At 65.5% G+C, this 24514-nt stretch carries 21 protein-coding genes; 7 read left to right on the top strand and 14 right to left on the bottom strand.

Annotated features, from left to right (window positions below; translation table 11 throughout):
• Positions 1-151: 151 nt before the first annotated feature.
• Positions 152-1567 carry a replication-associated recombination protein A gene (locus J2808_RS12820; protein WP_309816986.1) on the bottom strand — a complete coding sequence of 472 codons (1416 nt, stop codon included), beginning with the start codon at positions 1565-1567 and terminating at the stop codon, positions 152-154.
• Between the two features lie 58 nt (positions 1568-1625).
• Here J2808_RS12820 and J2808_RS12815 point away from each other — a divergent pair, with 58 nt between their 5' ends.
• Positions 1626-2327 carry an acVLRF1 family peptidyl-tRNA hydrolase gene (locus tag J2808_RS12815; RefSeq protein WP_309816981.1) on the top strand — a complete coding sequence of 234 codons (702 nt, stop codon included), beginning with the start codon at positions 1626-1628 and terminating at the stop codon, positions 2325-2327.
• Between the two features lie 53 nt (positions 2328-2380).
• Here J2808_RS12815 and J2808_RS12810 read toward each other — a convergent pair whose 3' ends face one another.
• The 3 genes from J2808_RS12810 to aspS form a co-directional block, all read right to left on the bottom strand.
• Positions 2381-3178 carry a dioxygenase family protein gene (locus J2808_RS12810; RefSeq protein ID WP_309816979.1) on the bottom strand — a complete coding sequence of 266 codons (798 nt, stop codon included), beginning with the start codon at positions 3176-3178 and terminating at the stop codon, positions 2381-2383.
• 147 nt (positions 3179-3325) lie between these two features.
• Positions 3326-4201 carry a GNAT family N-acetyltransferase gene (locus J2808_RS12805; protein WP_309816976.1) on the bottom strand — a complete coding sequence of 292 codons (876 nt, stop codon included), beginning with the start codon at positions 4199-4201 and terminating at the stop codon, positions 3326-3328.
• Positions 4202-4280: 79 nt separating this feature from the next.
• Positions 4281-6068, bottom strand: a complete 1788-nt coding sequence (gene aspS / locus J2808_RS12800; protein ID WP_309816973.1) for an aspartate--tRNA ligase — start codon at positions 6066-6068, stop codon at positions 4281-4283.
• 111 nt (positions 6069-6179) lie between these two features.
• Here aspS and J2808_RS12795 point away from each other — a divergent pair, with 111 nt between their 5' ends.
• Positions 6180-7460: an APC family permease gene (locus J2808_RS12795; protein ID WP_309816971.1), complete on the top strand. Its 1281-nt coding sequence runs from the start codon at positions 6180-6182 to the stop codon at positions 7458-7460.
• Positions 7461-7602: 142 nt separating this feature from the next.
• Here J2808_RS12795 and hisS read toward each other — a convergent pair whose 3' ends face one another.
• A complete protein-coding gene (hisS, locus tag J2808_RS12790; RefSeq protein WP_309816969.1) occupies positions 7603-8973 on the bottom strand; it encodes a histidine--tRNA ligase in 1371 nt (456 codons plus the stop codon).
• A gap of 233 nt (positions 8974-9206) precedes the next feature.
• On the opposite strand from hisS, the gene J2808_RS12785 reads away from it, so the two are divergent.
• The 3 genes from J2808_RS12785 (at position 9207) to J2808_RS12775 (ending at position 12557) form a co-directional block, all read left to right on the top strand.
• Positions 9207-10013 (top strand): peptidylprolyl isomerase, encoded by an 807-nt coding sequence (locus J2808_RS12785; protein WP_309816965.1) that lies wholly within the window; start codon positions 9207-9209, stop codon positions 10011-10013.
• Positions 10014-10079: 66 nt separating this feature from the next.
• Complete coding sequence (locus J2808_RS12780) at positions 10080-11774, top strand: DUF349 domain-containing protein (protein ID WP_309816961.1); 1695 nt, start codon at positions 10080-10082, stop codon at positions 11772-11774.
• A 96-nt stretch (positions 11775-11870) separates the two neighbouring features.
• Complete coding sequence (locus J2808_RS12775) at positions 11871-12557, top strand: type IV toxin-antitoxin system AbiEi family antitoxin (RefSeq protein ID WP_309816958.1); 687 nt, start codon at positions 11871-11873, stop codon at positions 12555-12557.
• Here J2808_RS12775 and J2808_RS12770 read toward each other — a convergent pair.
• The 9 genes from J2808_RS12770 to pdxT form a co-directional block, all read right to left on the bottom strand.
• Positions 12438-14831 carry a RelA/SpoT family protein gene (locus J2808_RS12770; protein WP_309816955.1) on the bottom strand — a complete coding sequence of 798 codons (2394 nt, stop codon included), beginning with the start codon at positions 14829-14831 and terminating at the stop codon, positions 12438-12440. The two genes, J2808_RS12775 and J2808_RS12770, sit on opposite strands and share 120 nt — an antisense overlap.
• Positions 14832-14966: 135 nt before the next feature.
• Entirely contained in the window at positions 14967-15986 is a 1020-nt protein-coding gene (gene secF, locus J2808_RS12765) for a protein translocase subunit SecF (RefSeq protein WP_309816952.1), read from the bottom strand.
• Positions 15986-17743, bottom strand: a complete 1758-nt coding sequence (gene secD / locus J2808_RS12760) for a protein translocase subunit SecD (protein WP_309816949.1) — start codon at positions 17741-17743, stop codon at positions 15986-15988. The genes secF and secD overlap by 1 nt, the downstream gene beginning before the upstream one ends.
• A 114-nt stretch (positions 17744-17857) precedes the next feature.
• A complete protein-coding gene (gene yajC, locus J2808_RS12755; RefSeq protein ID WP_309816947.1) occupies positions 17858-18256 on the bottom strand; it encodes a preprotein translocase subunit YajC in 399 nt (132 codons plus the stop codon).
• Between the two features lie 182 nt (positions 18257-18438).
• Positions 18439-19527, bottom strand: coding sequence for a Holliday junction branch migration DNA helicase RuvB (gene ruvB / locus J2808_RS12750; RefSeq protein ID WP_309816944.1), 1089 nt, complete (start codon positions 19525-19527; stop codon positions 18439-18441).
• Positions 19520-20164 (bottom strand): Holliday junction branch migration protein RuvA, encoded by a 645-nt coding sequence (gene ruvA, locus J2808_RS12745; RefSeq protein WP_309816941.1) that lies wholly within the window; start codon positions 20162-20164, stop codon positions 19520-19522. The genes ruvB and ruvA overlap by 8 nt, the downstream gene beginning before the upstream one ends.
• Positions 20165-20254: 90 nt before the next feature.
• Positions 20255-20833 (bottom strand): crossover junction endodeoxyribonuclease RuvC, encoded by a 579-nt coding sequence (gene ruvC / locus J2808_RS12740; protein ID WP_309816939.1) that lies wholly within the window; start codon positions 20831-20833, stop codon positions 20255-20257.
• 35 nt (positions 20834-20868) lie between these two features.
• The gene (locus J2808_RS12735) at positions 20869-21624 is read right to left on the bottom strand and encodes a YebC/PmpR family DNA-binding transcriptional regulator (RefSeq protein ID WP_275214209.1); all 756 of its coding nucleotides are present in this window, start codon (positions 21622-21624) and stop codon (positions 20869-20871) included.
• 3 nt (positions 21625-21627) lie between these two features.
• Positions 21628-22338, bottom strand: a complete 711-nt coding sequence (pdxT, locus tag J2808_RS12730) for a pyridoxal 5'-phosphate synthase glutaminase subunit PdxT (protein WP_309816934.1) — start codon at positions 22336-22338, stop codon at positions 21628-21630.
• A 92-nt stretch (positions 22339-22430) separates the two neighbouring features.
• Between pdxT and J2808_RS12725 the strand changes: the two genes are divergently transcribed.
• Together J2808_RS12725 and J2808_RS12720 are read left to right on the top strand one after the other, a co-directional pair.
• A complete protein-coding gene (locus tag J2808_RS12725) occupies positions 22431-23723 on the top strand; it encodes a MurT ligase domain-containing protein (protein WP_309816931.1) in 1293 nt (430 codons plus the stop codon).
• Positions 23720-24475 (top strand): type 1 glutamine amidotransferase, encoded by a 756-nt coding sequence (locus tag J2808_RS12720; protein ID WP_309816929.1) that lies wholly within the window; start codon positions 23720-23722, stop codon positions 24473-24475. Before J2808_RS12725 ends, J2808_RS12720 begins: the two co-directional genes overlap by 4 nt.
• The last annotated feature ends 39 nt before the right edge of the window (positions 24476-24514 follow it).

Raw genomic sequence — 24514 nt, 5'->3', positions numbered from 1 at the left:
GCCTTTTGCTACTGGGCACAGGACTACCCCAAACTGAACAGAGAAAATACTGAAGGTTGGGGAGTTTGCGTCCGCGCCTTGCCAGACAACGAACCATCTTAGCAGGATTGCCCTGCAATCCCCCATTCGCCCCCGCCAGGTACTGCGCGGCTCAGGTGCCGCGGATGATCTTCCGCAGGCGCTCCAGGCGCACGGCAATGTCCCGCTCCGCGCCGTTGGCCGTGGGCTCGTAGTAGTCCCGGCCCACCAGATCGTCCGGCGGGTACTGCTGGCTGGCTACCGAATGCGGAGCGTCGTGGGCGTATTTGTACCCCTTGCCGTGGCCGAGTTGCTTCGAACCCGGGTAGTGCGAATCGCGCAGGTGCGCCGGAATCCCGTTGCCCAGGCCTGCCCTGACGTCCGCGATGGCCTTGTTGATGCCCATGTACGCGGCATTCGACTTCGGCGCGGTGGCGAGGTGCACCACCGCCTCGGCCAGCACGATCCGGCCTTCCGGCATCCCGATCAGCTGCACGGCTTGGGCTGCGGCGACTGCCGTCTGCAACGCGGTGGGGTCGGCCATGCCCACGTCCTCTGCGGCGGAAATCACAATGCGCCGGGCAATGAAGCGGGGGTCCTCCCCCGCCTCGAGCATCCTGGCGAGGTAGTGCAGGGCGGCGTCCACGTCGGAGCCGCGGACTGACTTGATGAAGGCGCTGGCTACGTCGTAGTGCTGGTCACCGGCCCGGTCGTAGCGCACGGCGGCCACGTCCAAAGCACGTTCTGTGTGTTTGAGCTCAACGTTGACCGGCGAGTCGGTATCGGCGTCGTCGGCGTCACCGAATGCCACGCCCGCGGCGGCTTCCAAGGCGGTAAGGGCACGCCGGGCGTCACCGCCGGACAGCCTGACGAGGTGGCCCAACGCCTCGGCGCTGAGCTCCACCTTTCCGTTCAGGCCCCGCTCGTCCGTCACTGCGCGCTGCAAAAGCCCTTCGATGTCCGCGTCCGTCAGCGGTTTCAACGTCAGCAGGAGCGACCGGGACAGCAGCGGCGAGACCACTGAAAAGGACGGGTTCTCCGTGGTAGCCGCCACGAGCACCACCCAGCGGTTCTCCACCCCGGGCAGCAGCGCATCCTGCTGCGCCTTGTTGAACCGGTGGATCTCGTCCAGGAACAGCACGGTGGTGGTCTTATAGAGGTCCCGTGCCGTCAGCGCATCGTCCATTACGCGCCGCACGTCCTTGACACCCGCGGTGATCGCGGACAGTTCCACGAACTTCCGCCCTTTCCCCTTGGCGATCACGTGGGCGAGCGTGGTCTTGCCGGTCCCTGGGGGTCCCCAGAGAATCAGCGAGGCGGGGCCGGCGGGGCCCACGGCGTCGGTGCCTGCCGCGAGTTGCCGCAGCGGTGAGCCCTGGCCCAACAGGTGTTGCTGGCCCACCACGTCATCCAGGGTTCGCGGCCGCATCCTGACTGCCAGCGGGCTGCGGGGCTGGGTGTTCCTGCCGGTCGCCGAACCCCCGGCTGACGGCGTTTCGTCACTGCCGTCGTCGTCATTGCCGGGCCCTTGGCCGAAGAGATCATCCACATAGATAGGCTACTCATAGTTCGGCGCCACAAATCCGTATGTTCACAAGGGACCAGCCATGACCGCACGCAACACCGACGGCGTTAGCCGTACGGGATCAGTCCGTGCGGCGTCCGGCCGCGCAGGATCCGTTCGGACCGCTTTCGTTCCTGCGTCCCGGCTCGCCGGGTGGGCAGAGCGCTTCGGCGCCGCGCACGGCGGCTTCCGGCTCAGCGACGACGACGACGGCGTGCGGCTTGCAGCAGCCGACGGCACCATCGCCCTGCTCCAGGCTCCGTGGCCAACTGACGGGCGCCCGGGACGCGGCGCCGATCCGTTGGAGCGCCTGGCATCCGTGGCCGCCCAGCCCCGGACTGTGGGGCTGGTGCTGGTGCGGCGCGGTGGCTTTGCGGTGGCCGTGGCGAAAGAAGGCAGCGTGCTGGCGTCCAAGACCGGGTCCGCGTACGTACAGTCCCGGTCCGCCGTCGGCGGCCAGTCGCAGCAACGGTTCGCCCGCCGCCGAGCCAACCAGGCCGATGAGCTGGTGGAAAAGGTGGCGGCCCACGCAGCAGCAATCTTCCGCGGCCACCTGATCGAGTACCTTGCCCCCGGCGGCGACCGGACCCTTGCGGGCCTGGTCATGGACAATCCCGCCATGAGGCCCTACGCCTCGGCCGCCCGGCTGGCTTTCCTGGATGTGGCAGACCCCAACAGCACTGTTATGAAGAAAGCCGCCGGGGATGTCTGCGCCGTGCGGATCCAGGTTGCCGACGCCCCATAACTGGCGCACGGAACAGCGCCTTTGGACGTGGTCCGCAGGTCAGGACCTGGTTCTTAGGTCAGGGTCCAGGAGCGCTTCGACAATCCGTACCAGAACCCTTCGATTGCAGTCTTCGCATGCAGTTCGCCGGAGCCATAGGCCGCGCCGAGCGCCACGTACAGCGGCGCCCAGTGCTCGCTGCGCGGGTGCGCCTGCCGGGCGGCCGGGGCTTTGTTCAGGAAATCCAGGATGGCATCGACATCGCCGCGCGCCATGGCTTCTTCCGCCCAGTGGTCAAACTCGCTCGAGGCCGCCGGCGGAGCGCTGTCCGGGCCGCCTGCCGGGTTGAACCAGCGCAGATTGTGCGTCGTGAACCCTGAACCGACAATGAGGGTGCCGCGTTCGCGCAGCGGTGCCAGCGTCATGCCGAGGTTGAACAGGCCCTGCGGATCGAGCGTGGGCATGGACATCTGGACGACCGGCACATCGGCGTCCGGGAACATCTCCTTGAGCGGCACGTAGGCGCCGTGGTCGAGTCCCCGGCTCTCGTCGCGCTCGACGTGGTGGCCGTGGACGGCCACCAGGCGCTCCACTTCGGTGGCGAGCCCCGGAGCCTGCGGTGCGTCGTAGGTGACGTCATAGTACTTCTGCGCGAAGCCGCCAAAGTCATAAACAAGGCCCGGATCCCGCTGGGTGGCACTGAGCGTGACCGGTGCGTTTTCCCAGTGCGCGGACACCATCAGGATGTCCTTGGGCTTCGTGAACGTGCCCGACCAGTCGTGCAGCTGCCGGGTCCAGGTGGCGTCGTCGGCAAGCGGCGGCGCACCGTGGCTGAGAAAGAGAACCGGGGGCAGGCCAAGTGTTTGAGTCATGGATTCATCCTAGCCGCTTTTTATTGAAGCTTCAACTATAGACTCCCTTCCTCTTCCAACGCGGGGTCACTTTTCGCCAGATATCGGAGATTTATAGGGCGAAAAGTGACCCCTCGTTACCTCAGACCGGGGCGGCGGCTGGACCTCTCAGCAGCCTGTCAGGTGCCGCTTCGGCCGGTCCTGCCGGTAGAGGTAGCGGCCGGCTTCGCTGAATCCCGCGGCGGCGTAGAGCTGCTGGGCTCCGGAGTTCGCGGCGGTGACCAGCAGCCAGTATCCGGCCAGCTGGCGGGCTGCGCCCTCGTTCAGAAGAGCCTGCAGGATCCCGCGGGCATGGCCGCGGCGCCGGGCATCCGGCCTGGTGGCCATGCAGTACAGCCCGCCCCAGCCGCCTGCCGCCCCGCCTGGAGCAGCTGACGTGTGGACAGGAACGGCGGGCTTCTCGGCAGGAAGGGCGAGCCGCCCGACGGCGGCGGGAACGCCGTCGTCGGACCGCACCAACGCAAATACCGACGGGCAGCCGGTCAGAATGCCGCGGGCGGCGGCAAGCTCGGCGGGGCCGCCGCGGCCGTCCACCTGCCACCACAGTTCCAGCCACTCGGGCGACGGTTCGGTGGAAAGTTCGACGCCGGATTCCGGTGCGTGAGATTCTGGCACGAGCGGATGTGGCACGGCACTGTCCGCGCTCGCTGGTTTTGCCCCGGCGTTATGCCACATCACCAGGGTTTCGGATTGCCGGGTGAAACCGCCCGCGTCCAGGACGGAATGCAGTCCGGCGGTGCGGGGATCATCGAACAGCTGGAAAATCAGCGGTAGCCGGCGGTCCCGGTACCAAAGCCTCGCCTCCCGGAGCGCCGCGTACTGTGCGTGTGGATCGCTTCCCGGCTCGCGCGGCCAGACCGAGTTGGCGCGCTGCGTCACGCCCTCCGCCGCACGCAGCACCCAGCCGTTGGACTCGGAGCGGTCCGGTGCAGGCCAGGCGGCGTCCATCAGCGATTCAAGGTCCCGCAGAGCAGGAGCTGTCATGTCATTCTTCCGATGCGAAAGGCCCCCGGTTTGGACTGGTCCAGTCCAAACCGGGGGCCCCGCCGGTGCTCTGCCTGAATTACTCGGCCTTTTTGGGCTCTTCGGCTTTAGCCTGCGGCTTGAAGTCCACGCCGGCTTCCTTGCGCTGCTGCGCCGTGATGGGCGCCGGAGCCTGGGTCAGCGGGTCATAGCCGTTGCCGGTCTTCGGGAACGCGATAACGTCGCGGATGGACTCAACGCCGGCCAGGAGTGCCACAACACGGTCCCAGCCGAAGGCGATGCCGCCGTGGGGCGGGGCACCGAACTTGAAGCCTTCAAGCAGGAACCCGAACTTTGTCTGGGCGTCTGCCCGGTCCAGGCCCATCAGTTCGAACACGCGTTCCTGGACGTCGCGCTCATGGATACGGATGGAGCCGCCACCGATTTCGTTGCCGTTGCAGACGATGTCATAGGCATAGGACAGGGCCGATTCAGGATCCTTGTCGAACGAGTCCATGAACTCCGGCTTGGGCGAAGTGAAGGCGTGGTGGACAGCCGTCCAGGAGCCGGCACCAACGGCCACATCACCGGAGGCAACTGCAGCGGCGGCGGGCTCGAACATCGGCGCGTCCACCACCCAGCAGAAGGCCCAGGCGCTGGGGTCGATCAGGCCTGTGCGGTGGCCGATCTCCACCCGGGCGGCACCGAGGAGAGCACGGGCCGCAGACTTCTCACCGGCGGCGAAGAAGATGCAGTCGCCGGGCTTGGCGCCCACGGCGTCGGCCAGGCCGGCACGCTCGGTGTCGGTCAGGTTCTTGGCAACCGGACCTGCCAGTTCTCCGTCTTCCTTGAAGAGGACGTAGGCCAGGCCCTTGTGGCCCCGCTGCTTGGCAAACTCCTGCCAGCCGTCCAGGGTGCGGCGGGGCTGGGAAGCACCGCCGGGCATCACTACAGCACCGACATACGGAGCCTTGAAGACGCCGAAGTTGGTGTCTTTGAAGAATTCGGTGAGCTCGGTCAGCTCCACGCCGAAGCGGAGGTCGGGCTTGTCCGAACCGTACCGTGCCATCGCGTCCGCGTAGGTGATGCGCTGGATGGGGGTGGGGATCTCGACGTCGATCAGCTTCCACAGTGCCTTGACGATGTTTTCGCCGAGGGCGATGATGTCGTCCTGGTCCACGAAGCTGGCTTCGATGTCCAGCTGGGTGAATTCCGGCTGGCGGTCGGCGCGGAAGTCCTCATCGCGGTAGCAGCGCGCGATCTGGTAGTACTTCTCGAAGCCACCCACCTGCAGGAGCTGCTTGAAAAGCTGCGGGGACTGCGGCAGTGCGTACCAGGAACCCGGGGCCAGGCGTGCGGGGACCACGAAGTCACGGGCGCCTTCCGGCGTCGAACGCGTCAGCGTGGGTGTCTCGATCTCGACGAAGCCGTCCTGGTGAAGCAATTCGCGGGCAATCCTGTTGGCTTCGGAGCGCAGCCGGAGGTTGCGGGCGGGGCCGGGGCGGCGCAGGTCCAGGTAGCGGTGCTTCAGGCGGGCTTCCTCCCCCACCTCGACGTGCTCGTCGATCTGGAACGGCAGCGGGTCGGCGGTGTTCAGGATGACCACCTTGTCCGCCATGACCTCGATGGTGCCGGTGGCCAGGGCGGGGTTCTCGTTGCCCTCGGGACGCTGGGAGACGGTGCCGGTCACCTGCAGGACGTACTCGTTGCGCAGACCGTGGAAGACCTCTTCTTCACGGACCACAACCTGGGCCACGCCGGATGCATCGCGGAGATCCACGAATGCAACACCACCGTGATCGCGACGGCGGCCAACCCAGCCAGCCAGGGTTACGGTTTGTCCAATGTGCTCGGAGCGAAGGGATCCGAGGTCATGTGTGCGCAGCACAGCACACCTTTCTGAAAGAGACAGCAGGGAAAACTCAAGACTAAAGATGCATAGGATCATTCCGGGAACAATCCCGTCTGAGTTTACCCGCTGGAAAGGCCCTGCTCCCCCATGAACCCGCACCGGCAGCTTCAGCGGAGGCTTGGCGTGTTTGACGCCACTTCAATCGGACTCGGCTCAATGCTTGGCGCCGGCGTCTTTGTGGTCTTCGCTCCGGCAGCAGGCCTGGCCGGAAACTTCCTGGTCCTGGCCGTTCTGCTTGCAGGCGCTGTGGCCTACTGTAACGCCGTGGCGTCGGCCGAATTGGCGGCGCGTTATCCAGCCAGCGGCGGTACGTATGTGTATGGCCGGGAGCGGCTGGGTGAATGGCCCGGATTCCTGGCGGGCTGGGGGTTTGTCAGCGGCAAGACTGCGTCCTGTGCCGCCATGGCCCTCACCTTCGGCCATTACGTCGCCTCGGACTACGCCGTGCCGGTTGCCGTTGCAGCCGTAGTGGCGCTGACCGCGGTCAATCTCTTCGGCATCACACGCACGGCCCTGCTCACCCGGATCCTGCTGTGCGTGGTGCTTGCCACCCTGGTGTTCGTGGCCGTGGCCGCCATCATCGGGCCGCATCCGTCCGGCACAGCGGCTGGCGGCAGCACACTCCCCGGCACTGCCCCAGGCGCTGGCAGCGCCGTCGCGGGTGGCATCGGTGGCGTTCTGCCCGCCGCCGGGCTGATGTTCTTCGCGTTTGCCGGCTACGCGCGAATCGCCACCCTCGGCGAGGAGGTCAAGGACCCAGCCAGGACTATTCCCCGCGCCATCCTGGCAGCGCTGGGCGCCGCCTTTGCCATCTATCTGGGACTGGCACTGCTGCTGCAAAGCCACTTGCCGGACGGCCAGCTGGCGGCCAGCACGGTTCCGCTGCTCGACGCCGTCGTCAATTCACAACTTGCCGCCGGTGCGCCGCTGGTTCAGGCCGGTGCGGCGGCGGCGTGCCTTGGAGCACTGCTGGCGCTCATCACCGGCGTGGGCAGGACTGCGTTGGCCATGGCCCGGGAGCGGGACCTGCCCGCACCGCTGGCCCGGGTGGGCGGCAGCCACACGGTGCCGTTCGTGGCGGAACTGGCGGTGGCCGCCGTCGTGATCCTGCTGCTCCTGACCACCGAGGTGATGACCGTGGTGGGCTTCTCCAGCTTCGGCGTGCTGATCTATTACGCCGTCACCAATGCTGCAGCGTACACACTGGATGAACACCCGTACCATGCGCCGAGGTGGTTGAACGTGGCCGGGTTGATCAGCTGCCTGCTGCTGGCGTTCACGCTGCCGCCCACCTCGGTGCTGGGGATGGCCGCGGTCCTGGCTTTGGGTGTGGCAGGACGCTGGGTGGTGCTCCGCCTTCGCCGCTAGCACCGCGGCCGGCCATGCGGTCCACCGTCGAGGGGCACTTTGGGCCCGCAGACCAGCGAAAGAGACCTGGACTGCGGCGGGTCCGTGTCGAAGTACCCCGCGAAGGCCACCTCCGGACCCTGTCGCCGCAGGCCTGAGCCGGTCAGGCCGGCAGGGCTGCCGCCGTTTTGACCTGAACGTGGAGATCCTCCGACGGCGGTGTCCACAGTTCGGGATCGGCCGCGGCCTGGTCTCCGGACCTGATGTCCTTGACCTGGTGATTGCCGTCGTCGTCGGTGAACCAGACGAACGGGATGCCGCGGCGGTCCGCGAACTTGATCTGCTTGCCAAATTTCTCTGCCTTGGCCGCCACTTCGGTGGCGATGCCGCGGCTGCGGAGCTGGGCAGCGACATCCTGCGCGGCACCCCAGCTGTCATCGTTGGTCAGCGCAACCAGCACCGCGGTGGGCACGGACCGGGAAGCCTTGGCCAGGTCCTGGCTGAGGATGCGGGACACCAGGCGGGTGACGCCGATGGACAGCCCGACGCCGGGGAACTTGCGGTTGCCCTTCGATGCCAGGGCATCGTAGCGGCCACCTGAGCAGATGGAGCCGAGCTGCTCGTGGCCCACCAGGACGGTCTCCACGACGGTGCCTGTGTAGTAGTCCAGGCCGCGGGCGATGCTGAGATCGGCCACCACCTTCCCCGGCGCACGCTGTACGGCGGCCTCGATGACCTGCTCCAGTTCGTTCAGGCCCTCCTCGAGCAGGTCATTGGACACGCCGAGGGCTCGGACCTGGTTCACAAAGGAGGTGTCTGCGGTGCGGATTCCGGCCAGCTTCAGCGCCAGCTGCGCCTGCTCGTCGGTTGCCCCGAGCTCGGTCTTCAGCAGTTCCGCGACCTTGACGGGGCCGATCTTTTCCAGCTTGTCGATGCTGCGGAGCACGCCGGCGGTATCGTCCAGGCCAATGCCGCGGTAGAAGCCCTCGGCGAGTTTGCGGTTGTTGATGCGGAGGCGGAAGTCCGGAATGGGAAGGGCGCTCAGCGCCTCGGCAATGACCAGGGCAATCTCCACGTCATAGCGGAAGGGCAGCTCGCCGTCTCCCACCACATCGATGTCGGCCTGCGTGAATTCCCTGGCCCGGCCTTCCTGCGGGCGTTCGCCTCGCCAGACTTTCTGGATCTGGTAGCGCCGGAAGGGGAACGCGAGGTAGCCGGCGTTCTCCACTACATAGCGGGCAAAGGGCACTGTGAGGTCGAAGTGCAGAGCGAGGGCATGCGGATCGGACTTTCCCGCTTTGGCTGCATCTGATGAGTCAGCCTCGTCATCCTGGAGCCTGCTGAGGCCGTAGACCTCCTTGTCGATCTCACCTTTGCGAAGCAGCTGGCCAACAGTTTCCACGGCGCGCGTCTCGATGGACGCGAAACCGTGCAGCTCAAAAACCTTGCGCAGGGTGTCCAGCACATGCAGCTCCACCAGCCGCTCCTCGGGAAGCCACTCGGGGAATCCGGACAGGGAGGCGGTGCGTGCCATGGTGGATGTTCTCCTCTTGATGAAGGGCGCCTGGGACTTTGCCCGGCATTCCGCCCGAAACGGGCCAGGAACGGCGGCTGTCCAGCAACTCATGCATAAACTATGTGCGGCAGTCAGTTTATGCGCCTTCCGCCTGCATCTCTAATACGCGGCTGTGTGCGTGGAGGGCTGCAAGCAGACAACTGCGCCCGGAGCCTTGACGTCCGGCCGCAGACCGACATAGAGGAGGACCCTTGGCGGCCAGTTCACGCAGTGCCCGCGAAGCCAAACGGCGCATCCAGCAGATGGAGGCAAAACGCGGGCTGCGGCGGGACCAGGAGGCGCGGCGCAAGCGCGACAACCTCATCGCCGCCGGTGCCGGCACCGCCGCTGTGGTGCTCGCCGTCATTCTCCAGCTCACGGCTTTCTCGGGCAACCCCACGGAAGACGAATTCGCGGCGGCCGAGGCAGGCCTGACCACTCCCTCTGCCTCCCCCACGGCTTCGGGGCAGCCCACCAACGCGGCCAACATCCCGTCACCTGACACAGCCGCCGGGAAGGTGTTCACCGGAAAGCTGGCCCTTAACCGGGGCGCGCTCGGCGTCGAACTTGACGGAACCAAAGCACCTCAGGCAGCTGCAGTGTTCAAATCCCTCAGCGACGAAGGTTACTTCACCAGCAAGACCTGCCACCGGCTGACCACCAGCGAAAGCTTCGGCGTGCTGCAGTGCGGATCAGCCGACGGCAAGGGCAGCGGAAATCCCGACTACACGTGGGGCCCGCTGGAAAACGTCCCGGCTGACAATCTCTACCCGGCAGGCACCATCGCAGTGGCGAGGACCGGAAACAACGCCTACGGGAACGGCACGCAGTTCTTTATTGTCTACAAGGACACGATGATTCCGGCAGACACCGCCGGCGGCTATACGGTGGTGGGCAAGGTGACATCCGGGCTGGATGTAGTGTCCGGAATCGCTGCGGCAGGTATTACTCCGGGCAGCAGCGACACGGACGGCACGCCCGTCGAACCAGTCACGATAGACTCGTTCTCTCTGAAGTAGGAAGCCCGGCCTTACGGCTGCGGTGCGGTATGTGAGTATTTTCCTCCAAGCGAAAGACTTTTAGCGGTGACAGACAGTCAGAAATCCGACGAAACAGCAGCAGACCTGACCAACGCAACGGCCCCCGAGGCTGAGCAGGCAGTAGCTGACGAGGCAGTAGCCGAGCAGGCAGTGGCCGATGAGGCTGCGGTGGAAGCGCCCCCGGCCGACGAGGTAACGGTTGAAGCGGCCGCGACCGATGAGGCAGTGGTTGAGGCGGCGGACCAGGCCACGGTTGAAACCACCGCGGCTCCCGAAGCGGTTGCGCAGGACGAAGCAGCTGCGGAGGCCGCCGAGGCCGAGGAAACAGTGGCTGCCGAGGCAACAGCCGAAGAGGCGGCGGCTTCACAGCCCACGGCTCCGGCCCCTGCTCCGCGTCCGGCACCGTCCCCGGCAGCCTTCGCCGCCCGGCCCAAGCCGGCAGCGGCTGCGCCGGCCGCAGCACCCGCACCCGTCGCCTCCGCGACGTCACTGGCGGAAGCTGCCCGCTGGGGCCGCGTTGAAGGTGACGGCCACGTGTTCCTGACGATCGACGGCGAAGAGCACCCGGTGGGCCAGTACCCCGGCGTCAGCAATGACGAGGCACTTGGTTATTTCGCGCGGAAGTATGACGACATTGTGGCGCAGGTCCTGCTCCTGGAGCAGCGCGTCAGCTCCAAGGCTCCGAGCACCGACATGCAGAAGACCGTGACCCACCTGCGCGAGCAGCTGGCAGAGCGGAACATGGTGGGAGACCTCCGGTCTGCAGAAGCACGCCTGGACGCCGTTTCCGGCCAGATCACGGAGCTGGAGAAGGCAGAGAAGGCGGAGCACGACGCCGTTCGCGCCGCCGAACTGGCAGCCCGCGAGGCAATTGTGTCCGAAGCCGAGGAAATCTCGGGCCAGGATCCCGCCCAGATCCAGTGGAAGACTTCCAGCGCGCGGATGAACGAACTCTTCGAAAGCTGGAAGACGGCCCAGAAGAGCGGCGTCCGGCTTGGCCGCAGCAACGAGGATGCCCTGTGGAAGCGGTTCCGTGCCGCGCGGACCGTTTTTGACCGCCACCGCCGTGCGTACTTCTCCCAGCTGGACAGCACCAATTCGGCTGCGAAGTCGGCCAAGGAGAAGCTCATCGCCGAGGCCGAGGCACTGTCCTCGTCCACCGACTGGGGCTTCGCCGCCGGCGAGTACCGCCGCCTGATGGACGAGTGGAAGGCTTCCCCGCGCGCCAGCCGCAAGGACGATGACGCCCTCTGGGCACGTTTCCGGGCGGCCCAGGATGTGTTCTTCACGTCCCGGCAGGCGGCCAATGAGGAGATCGACCAGGAATACGCAGCCAACCTCACGGTGAAGGAAGCCCTCCTGGTCGAGGCCAACACCATCCTGCCGGTCAAGGACCTGGCCGCCGCCAAAAAGGCGCTCCAGTCAGTCCGCGACCGCTGGGAAGAAGCCGGCAAGGTTCCGCGCGCCGACATGGGACGGATCGAGGCCGGCCTCCGCAAGGTGGAGGACGCAGTCCGCCACGCCGAAGAGGAAAACTGGCAGCGCTCCAACCCCGAGACCAAGGCCCGCACCAACAGCGCTCTGTCGCAGCTGGAAGCAGCCATTGCCGGCCTGCAGGACGATCTCACCAAGGCGGAGAAGGCCGGCGACCAGCGCAAGATCAAGGCCGCAAGGGAAGCCCTCGAGGCGAGGCAGGCCTGGCTTGACCAGATCCAGCGCTCGGCCAGCGAGCTTTCGTAGACGCACCAGCGAACGGCCGCACAGGCCCGGTTCCGGTTATCCACATAACCGGAACCGGGCCTGTGTGTTTAAGGACCCACGCGGCAGGATGGGTGGATGGCCACCCCGTCACCGCCCCACCACCCGGAGTTGTACTCACCAGGGCAAATGTTCACGTGGCCGGAGCTGCAGACGTTGGCGGCGGACGGAGTCCTGTCGCGGTTCCATCAGCACGGCTTTACGCTCCCGGACGTTCGGGTGTCGGCCCAGCTCCGGGCCAGGGCGGCAGCCAACGCGGTCCCGGCAGCTGTCCGGCAGCGGGTGGTAGCCGGCAGGATGACCGCGGCCTGGATCTACGGCTGCGCTGACGAGCCGGACCGGCTGGCGTTGCTGGTGGATGCGAAACGGCGGATTTCGAGTCTCCGCAGCACCCGGGGCTGCACGCTCCATGAAGTCAGGCTCGGCCCCTTCGACGTGGTCAGCATGGGTGGGCTGATGGTCTCGAGCCCGCTCCGGACTGCCGTCGATATTGCCCTGCACGTGGACGCCCACCGCGCGCTGCCTGCGCTGGCGGGACTGCTGGCCCGCCCCGAAAAGGACGTACGGCTCCGCCTGCTTGTCCTGGCCATCGAAGCTACACCCAGGGTCCCGCACAAACGGGCAGCCCTGGAAAAGCTTGCGCTGCTAGCTCCGGCGCTTGTTGCCGGTGGTCCGGTAGACGTCGAACACACCGTCGATGCGTCGGACGGCGCTGAGGACGTGGCTGAGGTACTTGGGGTCGCCCATCTCGAAGGCAAACCGTGAGATGGCAACCCGGTCGCTGGAGGTATTGACGCTGGCGGCCAGGATATTGACGTGGTTCTCCGACAGGACCCGGGTCACGTCCGAAAGCAGGGACTTCCGGTCCAGCGCCTCAACCTGGATCTCCACCAGGAAAACACTCGACTGGGTGGGGGCCCAGTCAACATCCACGATCCTGTCAGGCTGGTCCTTAAGGTCCGAAATGTTGGTGCAGTCCGTGCGGTGCACTGAGACACCGGAACCGCGGGTGACGAATCCGAGAATCGGGTCCGGCGGAACGGGAGTGCAACAGCGGGCGAGCTTCACCCAGACATCGCCGACGCCCCGCACCACCACGCCGGAGTCCGAGAACTTGGTCTTGGCCACCTGCGTCGGGATGCTGACTTCAGTGATGTCGTCGTCGGTGCTCTCGTTGCCGCCCAGGCTTTCGACGAGTTTTTCCATGACCGACTGCGCTGAGGTGTGTCCATCGCCAACACCCGCGTAGAGGCCTGAGATGTCCACGTACTTGAAGTCGGCAGCCACCGCCGCCAGGGCCTCGTGCGTCATCAGGCGCTGCAGGGGCAGGTTCTGCTTCCGCATGGCCCGGGTCAGGAGTTCCTTGCCGCGGTCGATTGCCTCTTCGCGGCGTTCCTTGCTGAACCATTGACGGATCTTGTTCCGTGCGCGGGCGCTCTTGACGAAGTGCTGCCAGTCCTGGCTGGGTCCGGCACCCTCGGCCTTGGACGTAAAGATCTCCACCCAGTCGCCGTGGTTCAGCTCGCTGTTCAACGGAACCAGCTTGCCGTTGACCCTGGCCCCGATGGTGCGGTGCCCCACCTCGGTGTGGACCGCGTACGCAAAGTCCACAGGGGTTGATCCGGCGGGCAGTGCCATGACTTCGCCCTTGGGGGTGAAGACGAACACTTCACGGGCGTTGATCTCGAACCGCAGGGAGTCCAGGAACTCGCCCGGATCAGAGGTTTCCTGCTGCCAGTCCACCAGGGACCGCAGCCAGCCCATGTCGCCGTCGCGGGGGCTGCCGGGGCCAACGGCCGTGCGGTTGGGCTGGTCCTTGTATTTCCAGTGCGCGGCCACGCCATACTCGGCCCGGCGGTGCATTTCGTGCGTGCGGATCTGGATCTCCACAGGCTTCCCGCCCGGGCCGATCACCGTGGTGTGCAGTGACTGGTACATATTGAACTTTGGCATGGCAATGTAATCTTTGAACCGCCCGGGCAGTGGGTTCCACCGCGAATGCATGGTGCCCAGCGCCGCGTAGCAGTCCCGCACCGAATCGACCAGCACGCGGACGCCCATGAGGTCGTTGATGTCGTCGAAATCCTTGTCCCGGACCACCATTTTCTGGTAGATCGAGTAATAGTGTTTCGGCCGGCCAGTAATGGTGGCCTTGATCCGGGCGGCACGGAGATCCTCGGTAATCTGGTCCCGGATGACGCCCAGGCTCTTCTCGCGCTCCGGAGTGCGGTCCCCCACCATCCGGACGATCTCTTCGTAGACCTTCGGGTAGAGGGCAGCGAAGGACAGATCCTCGAGCTCCCACTTGATGGTGTTCATGCCGAGGCGGTGGGCCAGGGGTGCAAAGATTTCCAGCGTCTCGCGCGCTTTTCGGGCCGACGACTCTGCGGACACAAAACGCCAGGTCCGGGCGTTGTGCAGCCTGTCGGCGAGCTTGATCATCAGGACCCGGATGTCCTTGGCCATGGCCACAACCATTTTGCGGACGGTCTCGGACTGGGCAGCCTCACCAAAGCTGACCTTGTCCAGCTTGGTGACCCCGTCCACCAGCATGGCTACCTCGGGCCCGAAGTCCCTTTTGAGGTCAGCCAGGGTGTACGGCGTGTCCTCAACCGTGTCATGGAGCAAGGCAGCGGCAAGGGTGGTTCCGCTCAGGCCAAGCTCGGCAAGGATGGTGGCCACAGCAACAGGGTGGGTGATGTACGGATCGCCGCTCTTGCGCTTCTGCCCGCGGTGGCTGTTCTCAGCAACGTCAAACGCGCGCTGGATCAGATCAAAATCTTCTTTGGGGTTGTTCGCCCGGACGGTACGCAGCAGCGGCTCAAGGATCGGGGAATACGTGGTGGCGCCGCGGCCCGTTAGCCGCGCCAGCCTGGAACGCGTGCGTTCGCGACGGCCGGGAAATGTGGGCCGGGCACCGGAATTGTCGACGGGAACCCCCGGAACGGGGCGTGCGGAAGCGGTCAGCCCGGCCTGAACTCCGTGGCCGGGATCCTCATCCCCGCCTGCCATTGGCACCGATGCCGAACGTTCTTCCAATGAAGCACCCCTCACGACCTGTTTAATTACCCAGTCTATTCCTCCGCCAGTTCACTTCTGTAACCGGCGCTTAAATGCGTACGGGCCGGGTGGCGTGGATTTCCATCGCCGCCCGGCCCGCAGGGGTTCCTGCCGTCAGGCCTCCGCGGGTGCTGCCGGTTCTTCCGTCCGGGCAGCAGCCTCGGACCTGCGGTGCTCAACGCGCTTGGCCTGCTTCACCAGGTCGGGTTCGCTCTGGCGCAGCCATGCGTACATGGGTGCCGCCACAAAGATCGTGGCCGCCGTACCAATGAGGATGCCCACGAACAGGGCAAGCGACAGGTCGCGGAGCGTGCCTGCCCCGAGGAGGCCGGCTCCGATGAACAGGATGGCGCCGACCGGAAGGATGGCCACCATCATGGTGTTGATGGAACGGACCAGGGTCTGGTTCACCGCGAGGTTGACTTCTTCTGCGAAAGTCCGGCGCGTGGAGGCATCCAGATCTGCGGTGTTTTCGCGGATCTTGTCGAAGACCACCACGGTGTCATAGAGCGAATAGCTGAGCACCGTCAGGAACCCGATGATCGCTGACGGCGTCACCTCAAAGTCGCTGAGGGCGTACACGCCGGCGGTGATGAACATGGTCACCAGCATTGCGGTCAAAGCGGATACTGACATTTTCCAGGTGCGGAAGTACAGCGCCATCAGCACGGCAGCCAGTGCCACAAAGACGATCAAACCGATCAGCGCCTGCTTGGTGACATCCGCACCCCAGGTGGGTCCGATGAAGGTCGATGTCACCTCGTTGTCGGTGACACCGTAGGCCGTGGTGAGGCCTTCCTTGATCCTGAGCGTCTCATCGTCAGTGAGCTTGTCCGTTTGGATCCGCATGGTGGTACCGGCGACGTTCGCAACGCGCGGCACGCTGCCGGCCACCACGTCCTCGACCACCTTTTCACCGAGGGCAGAGTCGGTGTCCTGCACGTTGGAGACGGTGAACTCGGAACCTCCCCGGAATTCAATGCCGAGGTTGAATCCGCCTTTGACCAGGGGGATCAGGATGGACAGGGCCACCGCCACAATGGCGATGAGGAACCATATCTTTTTGGCCCCCACAAAGTTGTAGGACCGCTTGCCCGTGTAGAGCTCGTTACCGAAAGTGGCAAACGTGGACATTACTTGTTCTCCTTGGCTGCGCTCTTGGAGGAGCCTGTGAGCTGCTCCTGCTGTTCCGCGAGGCGGCGTTCCGCGATGGTCATGCGGCGTTCAGCTTCGCCGGCGGCACCGGTGTTCTTGGCCCGGACCACGCCAGGCTTGGCTTCCGGCGTACGCAGGCGGCCTGCGCCCCGGTACAGCGGAACGGCACCCAGTCGCTTGGGGTCGAGGCCGGAGAGCGGGTGGCCTTCCCCGAAGAACTTGGTGCGCGCCAGAAGCTGCAGTGTCGGGTGGGTGAACATAAAGACCACGATGAGGTCTGCGATGGCTGTCAGGCCCAGGGTAAACGCGAACCCGCGGACGTTGCCAACGGCCACGAAGTAGAGCACCAGCGCGGCAAGCAGGTTGACAGCCTTGGACGCCAGCACGGTCCGCTTGGCACGCTTCCACCCGTTCTCCACGGCGGAGACCAGGCCGCGGCCCTCGCGGAGTTCATCGCGGATACGTTCGAAGTACACAATGAACGAGTCGGCGGTCTGGCCGATGGCCACGATGAGGCCGGCCACGCCGGCAAGGGACAGCCGGTAGTTTTCCGTCCAGCCCAGGATGGCTATGGCCAGGTACGTCAGGGAACCGGCCACCACCAGGGAGGCAATGGTGACAAAGCCCAGGGCGCGGTACTGGAAAAGGGAGTAGACCACCACGAGGAGCAAGCCGATGATACCGGCGAGGAGGCCCATGCGCAGCTGTTCGCCACCGAGCGTTGCGGAGATCTGCTGGTCGCTCTGGATTTCGAAGCTGATGGGCAACGCGCCGAAGCGGAGCTGGTCCGAGAGTACCTTGGCCGTTTGTTCGGTGAAACCACCGGTGATCTGGGGACGTCCGTCGGTGATGACTGCCAGTGACCGTGGCGCGGAAATGACCTGGTCGTCGAGCACGATGGCGAACTGCGCCTTCGGATCGGTGCCGGTCTCGCCGCCGGCGGCCACGTAGAACTGATTCAGGCGTTCGGTGACCTCTTTGAATTTGGCGGTGCCTTCGTCGTCGAACTGGATGTTGACGGCCCAGTCGTTGGTGACGGCGCCCTGGGCACCCTGCTGGAGCTGGAAGGAGGACGTGACAATGTTGCTGCCCTTAACCTCCACGGGGCCAAGGATGTACTTGATGGCGGGCGTGGTCTCAGTAGCCGGCTCGCAGGTGACCAGGGGCTTCGTGGGATCGGAAGCCTCAGGGCTTTCAGGTCCCGGGTTGTTGCAGTCGAGGGTTTCAAACTTCCGGTACACCTCGGCGGTGATCCAGTTGATATCGCTGCCGTTGGCCGGTTTGGCCGTCGGCTTCGGAAGTTGGTCCTCGGGCGTCAGCGCTTCGGTTGGAACAGCTGCGCCGTCTCCGTTGAGCAGGACCGGGCGGAAGTTCATGTCCGCCGAAGCCTGGATAAGGTCGCGGGTTTCCTTGGTGGGTGTACCGGGAAGGCTGACCACCACGTTGCGTCCGGACTGCGTGCTGATCTCCGCTTCGGCAACACCGGAGCCGTCAACGCGCTGGCGGATGATGGCCACCGCCTGGTTGAGCTGCTCTTCGTTAATGTCCGAACCGCCCTCAACCTTGGGCGCCAGGATCATCTGGGTGCCACCTTCAAGGTCCAGTGCCAGCTTGGGTGCCCAGCTGGCCTGGCCGGCAAGGGTGCCGCCGGCCAATACGGCAGTCAGCACGGCGAGGATTACGCCGAGCCACACCAGTACCCGGAGGCCTGAGTTATTGGGGCCAGTTCGTGCCATTGTCGATCTTTCTCTTATTACGGAGGAACCGCCGATGCGAGCCTGTTGCTCCCACCGGCGGTGGTCCGCAGCCGTAGAGGTGTTGTGAAGCCTGGTGCCGGGAGGCAGCGGGGGCTAGCTGTCCTTTTTGCCCTCGTCATTGAGGCGCTTCAGGGTCTCGTCCGGGGTTTCGGCGGTTGCGGCCGGGGTGCCCAGGTCCTGGGCAGTCAGTGAAGACGCATCGTCGGGGACAACCGCAGGCTCGTCCTCAGCAGCAACAACGGCAGGTTCCACGATCTTCGTGACTGCCTGGCGGTGGACTGTGGCGAGGTTTCCGGGAGAAAGTTCCAGGACAACCTTGTTTTCGGCGTCGTCCATGGAGACGATCCGGCCGAAGAGGCCAAAGCTCGTCATGACCTCAACACCGGGAGCGAACTGGGACTGCAGCGTGGCCTGCTGCTCCTTGGTCTTCTTGTTGCGGCGGAACATCATGAAGATAAAGATGCCGAGCATTGCGAACAAGACGATGTTCATGGGATCCACAGGGAAGTTCCGATCTGTACTGGCGTATCTGGTGTGTGGCAGCGTCCGCTTCGTTCCGCCATGCAGATGGTCGTACTGGCCGGCAACGGCCCCTCGGGGCCGCCGGCGGGAACAAAGACCCAAACGTGCCGGGTGTCATACCCAGTCTAAAGGGAAAAGCTGACAGGACGGGCCTATTGGCTGTTCGGCGCCCAGTCCGCCGTGGCTTCACTGCTGTCAGAGTCGGATTCGAACAGATCCAGGGGCTCCTGCCCGAAGACCCCGGACGGAACCGCGTAGCCAAGGTGGGTCCAGGCCGGAGCCATGGCAATGCGGCCCCGCGGCGTCCGGCCCAGAAGGCCTTCGCGGACAAGGAACGGCTCGGCCACGGTTTCCACAGTCTCGGTTTCCTCCCCCACGGCAATGGCCAAGGTGGACAGTCCGACGGGTCCGCCGCCAAATTTTGTAATGAGGGCTTCGAGGACGGCACGGTCAAGCCGGTCCAGGCCCCGCTTGTCCACTTCATACATGTCCAAAGCAGCAGAGGCTGCCCGCGCGTCAATCTGCTCTATCCCATGGACCAGCGCCCAGTCCCGGACCCGGCGGAGGAGCCGGTTGGCGATGCGCGGCGTACCACGGGAACGGCCGGCAATTTCACTGAAGCCGGCGGAGTTGACTTTCAGGTCCAGCAGGCCGGCGGAGCGACGCAGGACCAGTTCGAGTTCGGCCACACTGTAGAACTCCAGGTGCCCCGTGAACCCGAACCTGTCCCGCAGCGGACCGGGCAGCAGTCCGGCCCGGGTGGTGGCTCCCACCAGGGTGAACGGGGGCAGTTCCAACGGAATGGCCGTGGCACCGGCACCCTTGCCCACCACAATGTCCACACGGAAATCCTCCATGGCCATGTAGAGCATTTCCTCGGCCGGCCGGGACATGCGGTGGATTTCGTCCAGGAACAGGACCTCCCCTTCCGAGAGGGAGGACAGGATTGCGGCGAGGTCACCGGCGTGCTGGATGGCCGGGCCGCTGCTGATCCGCAGGGGCGCGTTCATTTCGGAGGCCACAATCATGGCGAGGGTGGTCTTGCCCAGCCCGGGCGGTCCGGAAAAAAGCACGTGGTCCGCACTTCGCCCGCGCATCCGGGACGCCTGCAGCACGAGTGAGAGCTGCTTGCGGACCCGGTGCTGGCCCACGAAGTCGTCAAGGTTCTTGGGCCGGAGGGCTGCTTCAATGACCCGCTCCTCCGGCTCCTCCCCTGCCGCTACTACGGAGGGCTCAGCCACGGCTGCCTACGCGGTTACCGGCCCGCGCGCCGTCCTGGCCCAGCCAGCGGAGCGTGGTCCGCAGGATTTCGGCCACATTCCCACGGAAAGAAACCTCGGGATCGTCCGCGAGGGCTTTGTCGATGCTGGCCGTGGCGTCCTTTTCTGACCAGCCAAGGCTGGTCATGGCTGCCACTACCTGCGGCTTCCAGGCAGCTTCCGCCGGGGTGGCAGGAGTGGCAGCACCGGCGGTGCCGTGCGGCACCAGCTTGCCGGCGAGTTCCAGCACAATCCGGCCAGCCACCTTGGGGCCGATGCCGGGCACCTTGGTGAACGTTTTGCTGTCTCCGGTGTGGGCTGCAACGCGGATGGCCTCGGGCTCGTGGACGGCGAGGACGGCGAGGGCAAGCCGCGGCCCCACGCCGCTGACACTGAGCAGGACATCGAAGACTTCCCGCTCGTCGTCGGAGGCAAACCCAAAGAGTGTCAGTGAGTCCTCACGCACGATCAGCGAGGTGAAGAGTTTGCCTTCTTCGCCGGTGCGCAGGCCGCTGAGGGTCTGCGGCGTGGCGTTGACGCTCATTCCCGCACCGTTGAGGTCGATCACGGCCGTGGAAAGGCCAACGTGCGCTACGGTTCCGCGAAGGAAACTGATCAAAGCCGGGCTCCTGGTGTACTGCCGGGCTCTATGGGGGAAGGACCGGCTATCCGAACATATCTACGAATACCCTAGCAAGCGCCGCGGACATCAGCGTGCGCGGCGCGCCTTCGCCTCGGCATCGGCCCACGCCCGCTGGGCCGGAGTCAGCGAGAGGCTGCCCGGACCGGTAGTGGCCACTGCGGCACCGCTGCCAGCCCGCCAGGCATGAGTGATGGCCAGGGCCAGGGCGTCCGCGGCGTCCGCCGGGCGGGGCGGCGCATCCAGCCGGAGGATCTTGGTGACGAGCTTGGTCACTGCGTCCTTGTTGGAGGTGCCGCTGCCCGTGACGGCCGCCTTCACTTCCGACGGCGTGTGCAGCGCCACCGGGATCCCGCGCCGGGCCGCGGCGGCAATGACCACGCCGGAGGCCTGCGCGACGCCCATCACCGTGCTGACGTTCAGCTGCGAGAAGACGCGTTCGACGGCGAGCACCTGGGGCTCGTAACGGTCCAGCCATTCGTCGATGGCCAGGGCGATAACCAGCAGGCGCTGGTCCAGGGTTTCGTCCGGGGATGTGCCCACCACACCGACGGCCACCATCGTGGCGCGCCTGTTGCGCTCGACGTCCACCACACCGATGCCGCAGCGGGTGAGGCCCGGGTCAACGCCGAGTACGCGCAGTGTCACGCTCGAACATCCGCCCTAGGCCGCAAAGCGGTGGTTCACTCAGATTCCAGGGCGGCCTGGACTTCGTCGCTGAGGTCGGCGTTGCTGTAGACGTTCTGGACGTCGTCGAGCTCTTCCAGTGCGTCAACAAGCTTCATGAACTTCTTGGCGGCTTCCAGGTCGAGGGGCACCACCATCGAGGGAACGAACTCGGCCTCATCGGTGTCGTACTCGATTCCGGCTTCTGTGAGGGCGTCGCGGACTGCCTGGAGATCGGTGGGTTCCGAGTGGATTTCGAACGTATCGCCGTTGTCCTTGACTTCCTCAGCACCGGCGTCGAGGACTGCCATCAGGACGTCGTCCTCCGTCAGTTCCTTCTTCGGCAGGGAGACGACGCCCTTGCGGCTGAAGAGATAGCTGACCGAGCCGGGATCGGCGATGGTGCCGCCGTTGCGGGAGATGGCCAGGCGGACTTCGGAGGCCGCACGGTTCTTGTTGTCGGTCAGGCACTCAATGAGCAGTGCGGAGCCCTGCGGGCCGCGGCATTCGTACATGATCTCGGTGTAGTCAACCACTTCACCGGTCAGCCCGGCGCCACGCTTGATGGCGCGGTCAATGTTGTCGGCGGGAACCGAGGTCTTCTTGGCCTTGGTGACGGCGAGTTCGAGGCCTGGGTTGCCCTGGAGGTCCGGTCCGCCCATGCGGGCGGCAACTTCGATGTTCTTGATCAGCTTGGCGAACGATTTGGCGCGGCGGCTATCGAGGATGGCCTTCTTGTGCTTGGTTGTTGCCCATTTGGAGTGGCCTGACATGCTTTACGCGTCTCCTCTGATCATGCGGATAAAAAGTTCATGTACGCGTTTCTCCCCAGTCACTTCCGGGTGGAAGGAGGTGGCCAGCAGGTGGCCGGAACGCACTGCAACAATTCTAGCCGTCCCGGGCAGGGCCACCGCGTGGGACGCGTGTTCAGGATCGGCCGGTTCCACTTGGGCGAGAACCTCCACGCCCGCGCCAACGCGCTCCACCCACGGGCCGCGGATGAACACCGCATGAACCGGGGCCACCCCGGATTCCGTGGCGCTGAAGTCCAGCCTCTTGAAGTCCAGGTCGGTTTCGAACGATTCGCGCTGCCGTCCGAAAGCATTACGCCGCACCGTAATGTCCAGGCCGCCGAAGGTCTGCTGCGGGTTGCCGGCAAGGTCAGTGGCCGGATCGGCGATGTCATTGGCCAGGAGGATCATGCCGGCGCAGGAACCGTAGACCGGCAGTTCGTCGCGGATGCGGTCCTTCAAAGGTTCCGCCAGCTCAAAAGCGCGGGCCAGCTTGTCGATGGCCGTGGATTCGCCGCCAGGAATGATGAGTCCGTCGAGCCCGTCCAGTTCTTTGGGCCTGCGGATTCCGACGCCGGCCGCTCCGGCCGCCTCGACGGCCCGGAGGTGTTCACGGAAGTCTCCCTGGAGCGCCAGGACGCCGATCCGCAGGCCGGCGCCCACGCGTGTGGAAGCGGCCGAAAGGGGGTTTGTCATCCATTCAGCATAATGTGCCCTCAGGCTGCCACCGTGCGGGCGGTCCCTCCACGGGCAGGGTTCTATGCCGTTACTGGGATATATTACAGAGCATGCTTTACATCAGTGTTCCGCTCGGCAAGCTGGTCCGCCGGGTGTCCCGGCTTAGGGGTGGCGGGTCCGCCCTGCCCGGGCTGGTGGTCGAAAAAATCGACCCCGGCTTTATGCAGCGGACGCTCGCCACGCTCCCCCACGGCGTGGCGGTGGTGAGCGGAACCAACGGCAAAACCACCACCACAAAGATGGTGGTGGAACTCCTGGAAAGCCAGGGTCTGAAGGTGTTCACCAACCGCACCGGCAGCAACTTCACCCGCGGCGTGGCGGCCGCCCTGCTCGGCGAGGTGGACTGGCGCGGCCGGCTGAAAGCCGACGTCGCCGTCCTGGAGCTGGACGAAGCCCACGCCGTGCACTTCGTGAACCGCGTCCCACCCCGCTACAGCCTCCTGCTCAACGTCCTGCGGGACCAGCTGGACCGCTTCGGTGAAATCGACAAGACGGCCCAACTCCTGCAGCACATCGCGGCCAAAACCACCGGAACGGTGGTCCTCAACCGGGAGGACCCGCGGGTGGCACGGATCGCGGACACTCTCACCGGCCAGGACGTCCAGTATTTCGGCCTCGACGATTCCCTCCTCAGCACATTCCCCAACGACGACGACATGCGGGCTGCGCCCGGCAGCCCGGTTCCCTCGGCGCTCCCCCAGAAGCCGCGTGCCGACGTCGTACTCCGCAAAGTGGGGCCGGACACCGCAGATTTTGAGTACGACGGCGTCACTGTCACCACCGCGATGAGGCTACGCGGCGTCTACAACATCTTTAATGCCGCGGCGGCGCTGGTACTGGCCCGCAGCATCTGCGGCGGCGGGGCCGCGACTGCCGACCACGCCACGCTGCTGACCGCGCTGTCACAGGTGGAGCCGGCCTTCGGCCGCGGCGAAAGCCTCACGGTGGACGGGCAGCCCCTTGACCTGGTGCTGGTCAAGAACCCCAGCGGTTTCCGGTTGGGGTTGAAGTCCTTCCCGGCGGGCGGCTACGCCACCATGATCGCGATCAACGACAATTATGCCGACGGCCGGGACATGTCCTGGCTTTGGGACGTGGAGTTCGACTCGCTCCGCGACGGCGGCGTGGACCAGCTGACCGGGTCCCGGGCGTACGACATGGCGCTGCGGCTGCAGTATGACGAGGTCCGGATCGGCGCAGTCCAGACGGACATTGCGCCTGCGCTGGCAGCCTTCATCCGTGAGGGCAAGGGTAAGCCGAAGCGGATCTTCTGTACATACACAGCCATGCTGGCCATCCGCCGCGAGCTGTCCAAAATCACCGAAGTGGAGGTGGTCTCATGACTTCCGGGGCAACTGGCTCAGAGCATTCGGCTTCCAAGGGCACCATCCGCGTCCTGCAGCTGTATCCGCGCGACATGAACATTTACGGTGACTGGGGCAACGCCCTGGTCCTGAAGCAGCGGATCAGCTGGCACGGCTATACGCCGGAGCTGCTTGAGTACAACGTCGGCGATGAATTTCCCGCCGAGGTTGACCTGATCGTGGGCGGCGGCGGGCAGGACAGCGGCCAGCTGGTCATCCAGGATGATTTGCACTCACGGGCCGGTGTCCTCGCCGGGCTGGCCGAGGACGGCGCGCCCATGCTGGTGATCTGTGGGCTCTACCAACTGTTCGGACGCTTCTTCAAGACCCGCCTGGGTACGGTCATTCCGGGGATCGGCGTCCTGGACGTCGAAACCCACGGCACGGACGAACGCCTGATCGGCAACGTCAAAGTATCCACCCCGGAATTCGGCGAGGTCCTGGGCTACGAGAACCACAGCGGGCAGACCACGCTGGGCGCCGGCGTCCGGCCGTTGGGAACCACGCCGAAAGGTACCGGCAACAACAGCAGCGACGGCCACGAAGGCGCGCGCTACAACAATGTGGTGGCGAGTTACCTCCACGGTTCGCTGTTGCCCAAAAACCCCGCCATTGCCGACTTCCTCATTGGAACCGCCGCCGAACGGAAGTTCGGGGCTTTTGTCCAGGGCACCCCCGACGACCACTATGCGGTGCTGGCCCGCGAACACGCCGCCAGGCGTCCGCGGTGAGCTGACGCGCTTCCTGTCAGCGTGCCCTCGGCACTGAGG

Origin of the sequence: Pseudarthrobacter sulfonivorans (assembly GCF_031454915.1) — a bacterium.
Lineage (GTDB): Bacteria > Actinomycetota > Actinomycetes > Actinomycetales > Micrococcaceae > Arthrobacter > Arthrobacter sulfonivorans_C.
The sequence above is the reverse complement of the archived record's forward strand: the minus strand, read 5'-3'. Positions and strand labels throughout refer to the sequence as shown.

Excerpts from the sequence above, each read along its gene's own strand:
- J2808_RS12815 (WP_309816981.1), top strand. The coding sequence starts at position 1,626 with ATGACCGCACGCAACACCGACGGCGTTAGCCGTACGGGATCAGTCCGT.
- J2808_RS12810 (WP_309816979.1), bottom strand. The coding sequence starts at position 3,178 with ATGACTCAAACACTTGGCCTGCCCCCGGTTCTCTTTCTCAGCCACGGT.
- J2808_RS12805 (WP_309816976.1), bottom strand. The coding sequence starts at position 4,201 with ATGACAGCTCCTGCTCTGCGGGACCTTGAATCGCTGATGGACGCCGCC.
- J2808_RS12795 (WP_309816971.1), top strand. The coding sequence starts at position 6,180 with ATGAACCCGCACCGGCAGCTTCAGCGGAGGCTTGGCGTGTTTGACGCC.
- hisS (WP_309816969.1), bottom strand. The coding sequence starts at position 8,973 with ATGGCACGCACCGCCTCCCTGTCCGGATTCCCCGAGTGGCTTCCCGAG.
- J2808_RS12775 (WP_309816958.1), top strand. The coding sequence starts at position 11,871 with ATGGCCACCCCGTCACCGCCCCACCACCCGGAGTTGTACTCACCAGGG.
- secF (WP_309816952.1), bottom strand. The coding sequence starts at position 15,986 with ATGTCCACGTTTGCCACTTTCGGTAACGAGCTCTACACGGGCAAGCGG.
- secD (WP_309816949.1), bottom strand. The coding sequence starts at position 17,743 with ATGGCACGAACTGGCCCCAATAACTCAGGCCTCCGGGTACTGGTGTGG.
- yajC (WP_309816947.1), bottom strand. The coding sequence starts at position 18,256 with ATGAACATCGTCTTGTTCGCAATGCTCGGCATCTTTATCTTCATGATG.
- J2808_RS12735 (WP_275214209.1), bottom strand. The coding sequence starts at position 21,624 with ATGTCAGGCCACTCCAAATGGGCAACAACCAAGCACAAGAAGGCCATC.
- pdxT (WP_309816934.1), bottom strand. The coding sequence starts at position 22,338 with ATGACAAACCCCCTTTCGGCCGCTTCCACACGCGTGGGCGCCGGCCTG.
- J2808_RS12725 (WP_309816931.1), top strand. The coding sequence starts at position 22,431 with ATGCTTTACATCAGTGTTCCGCTCGGCAAGCTGGTCCGCCGGGTGTCC.
- J2808_RS12720 (WP_309816929.1), top strand. The coding sequence starts at position 23,720 with ATGACTTCCGGGGCAACTGGCTCAGAGCATTCGGCTTCCAAGGGCACC.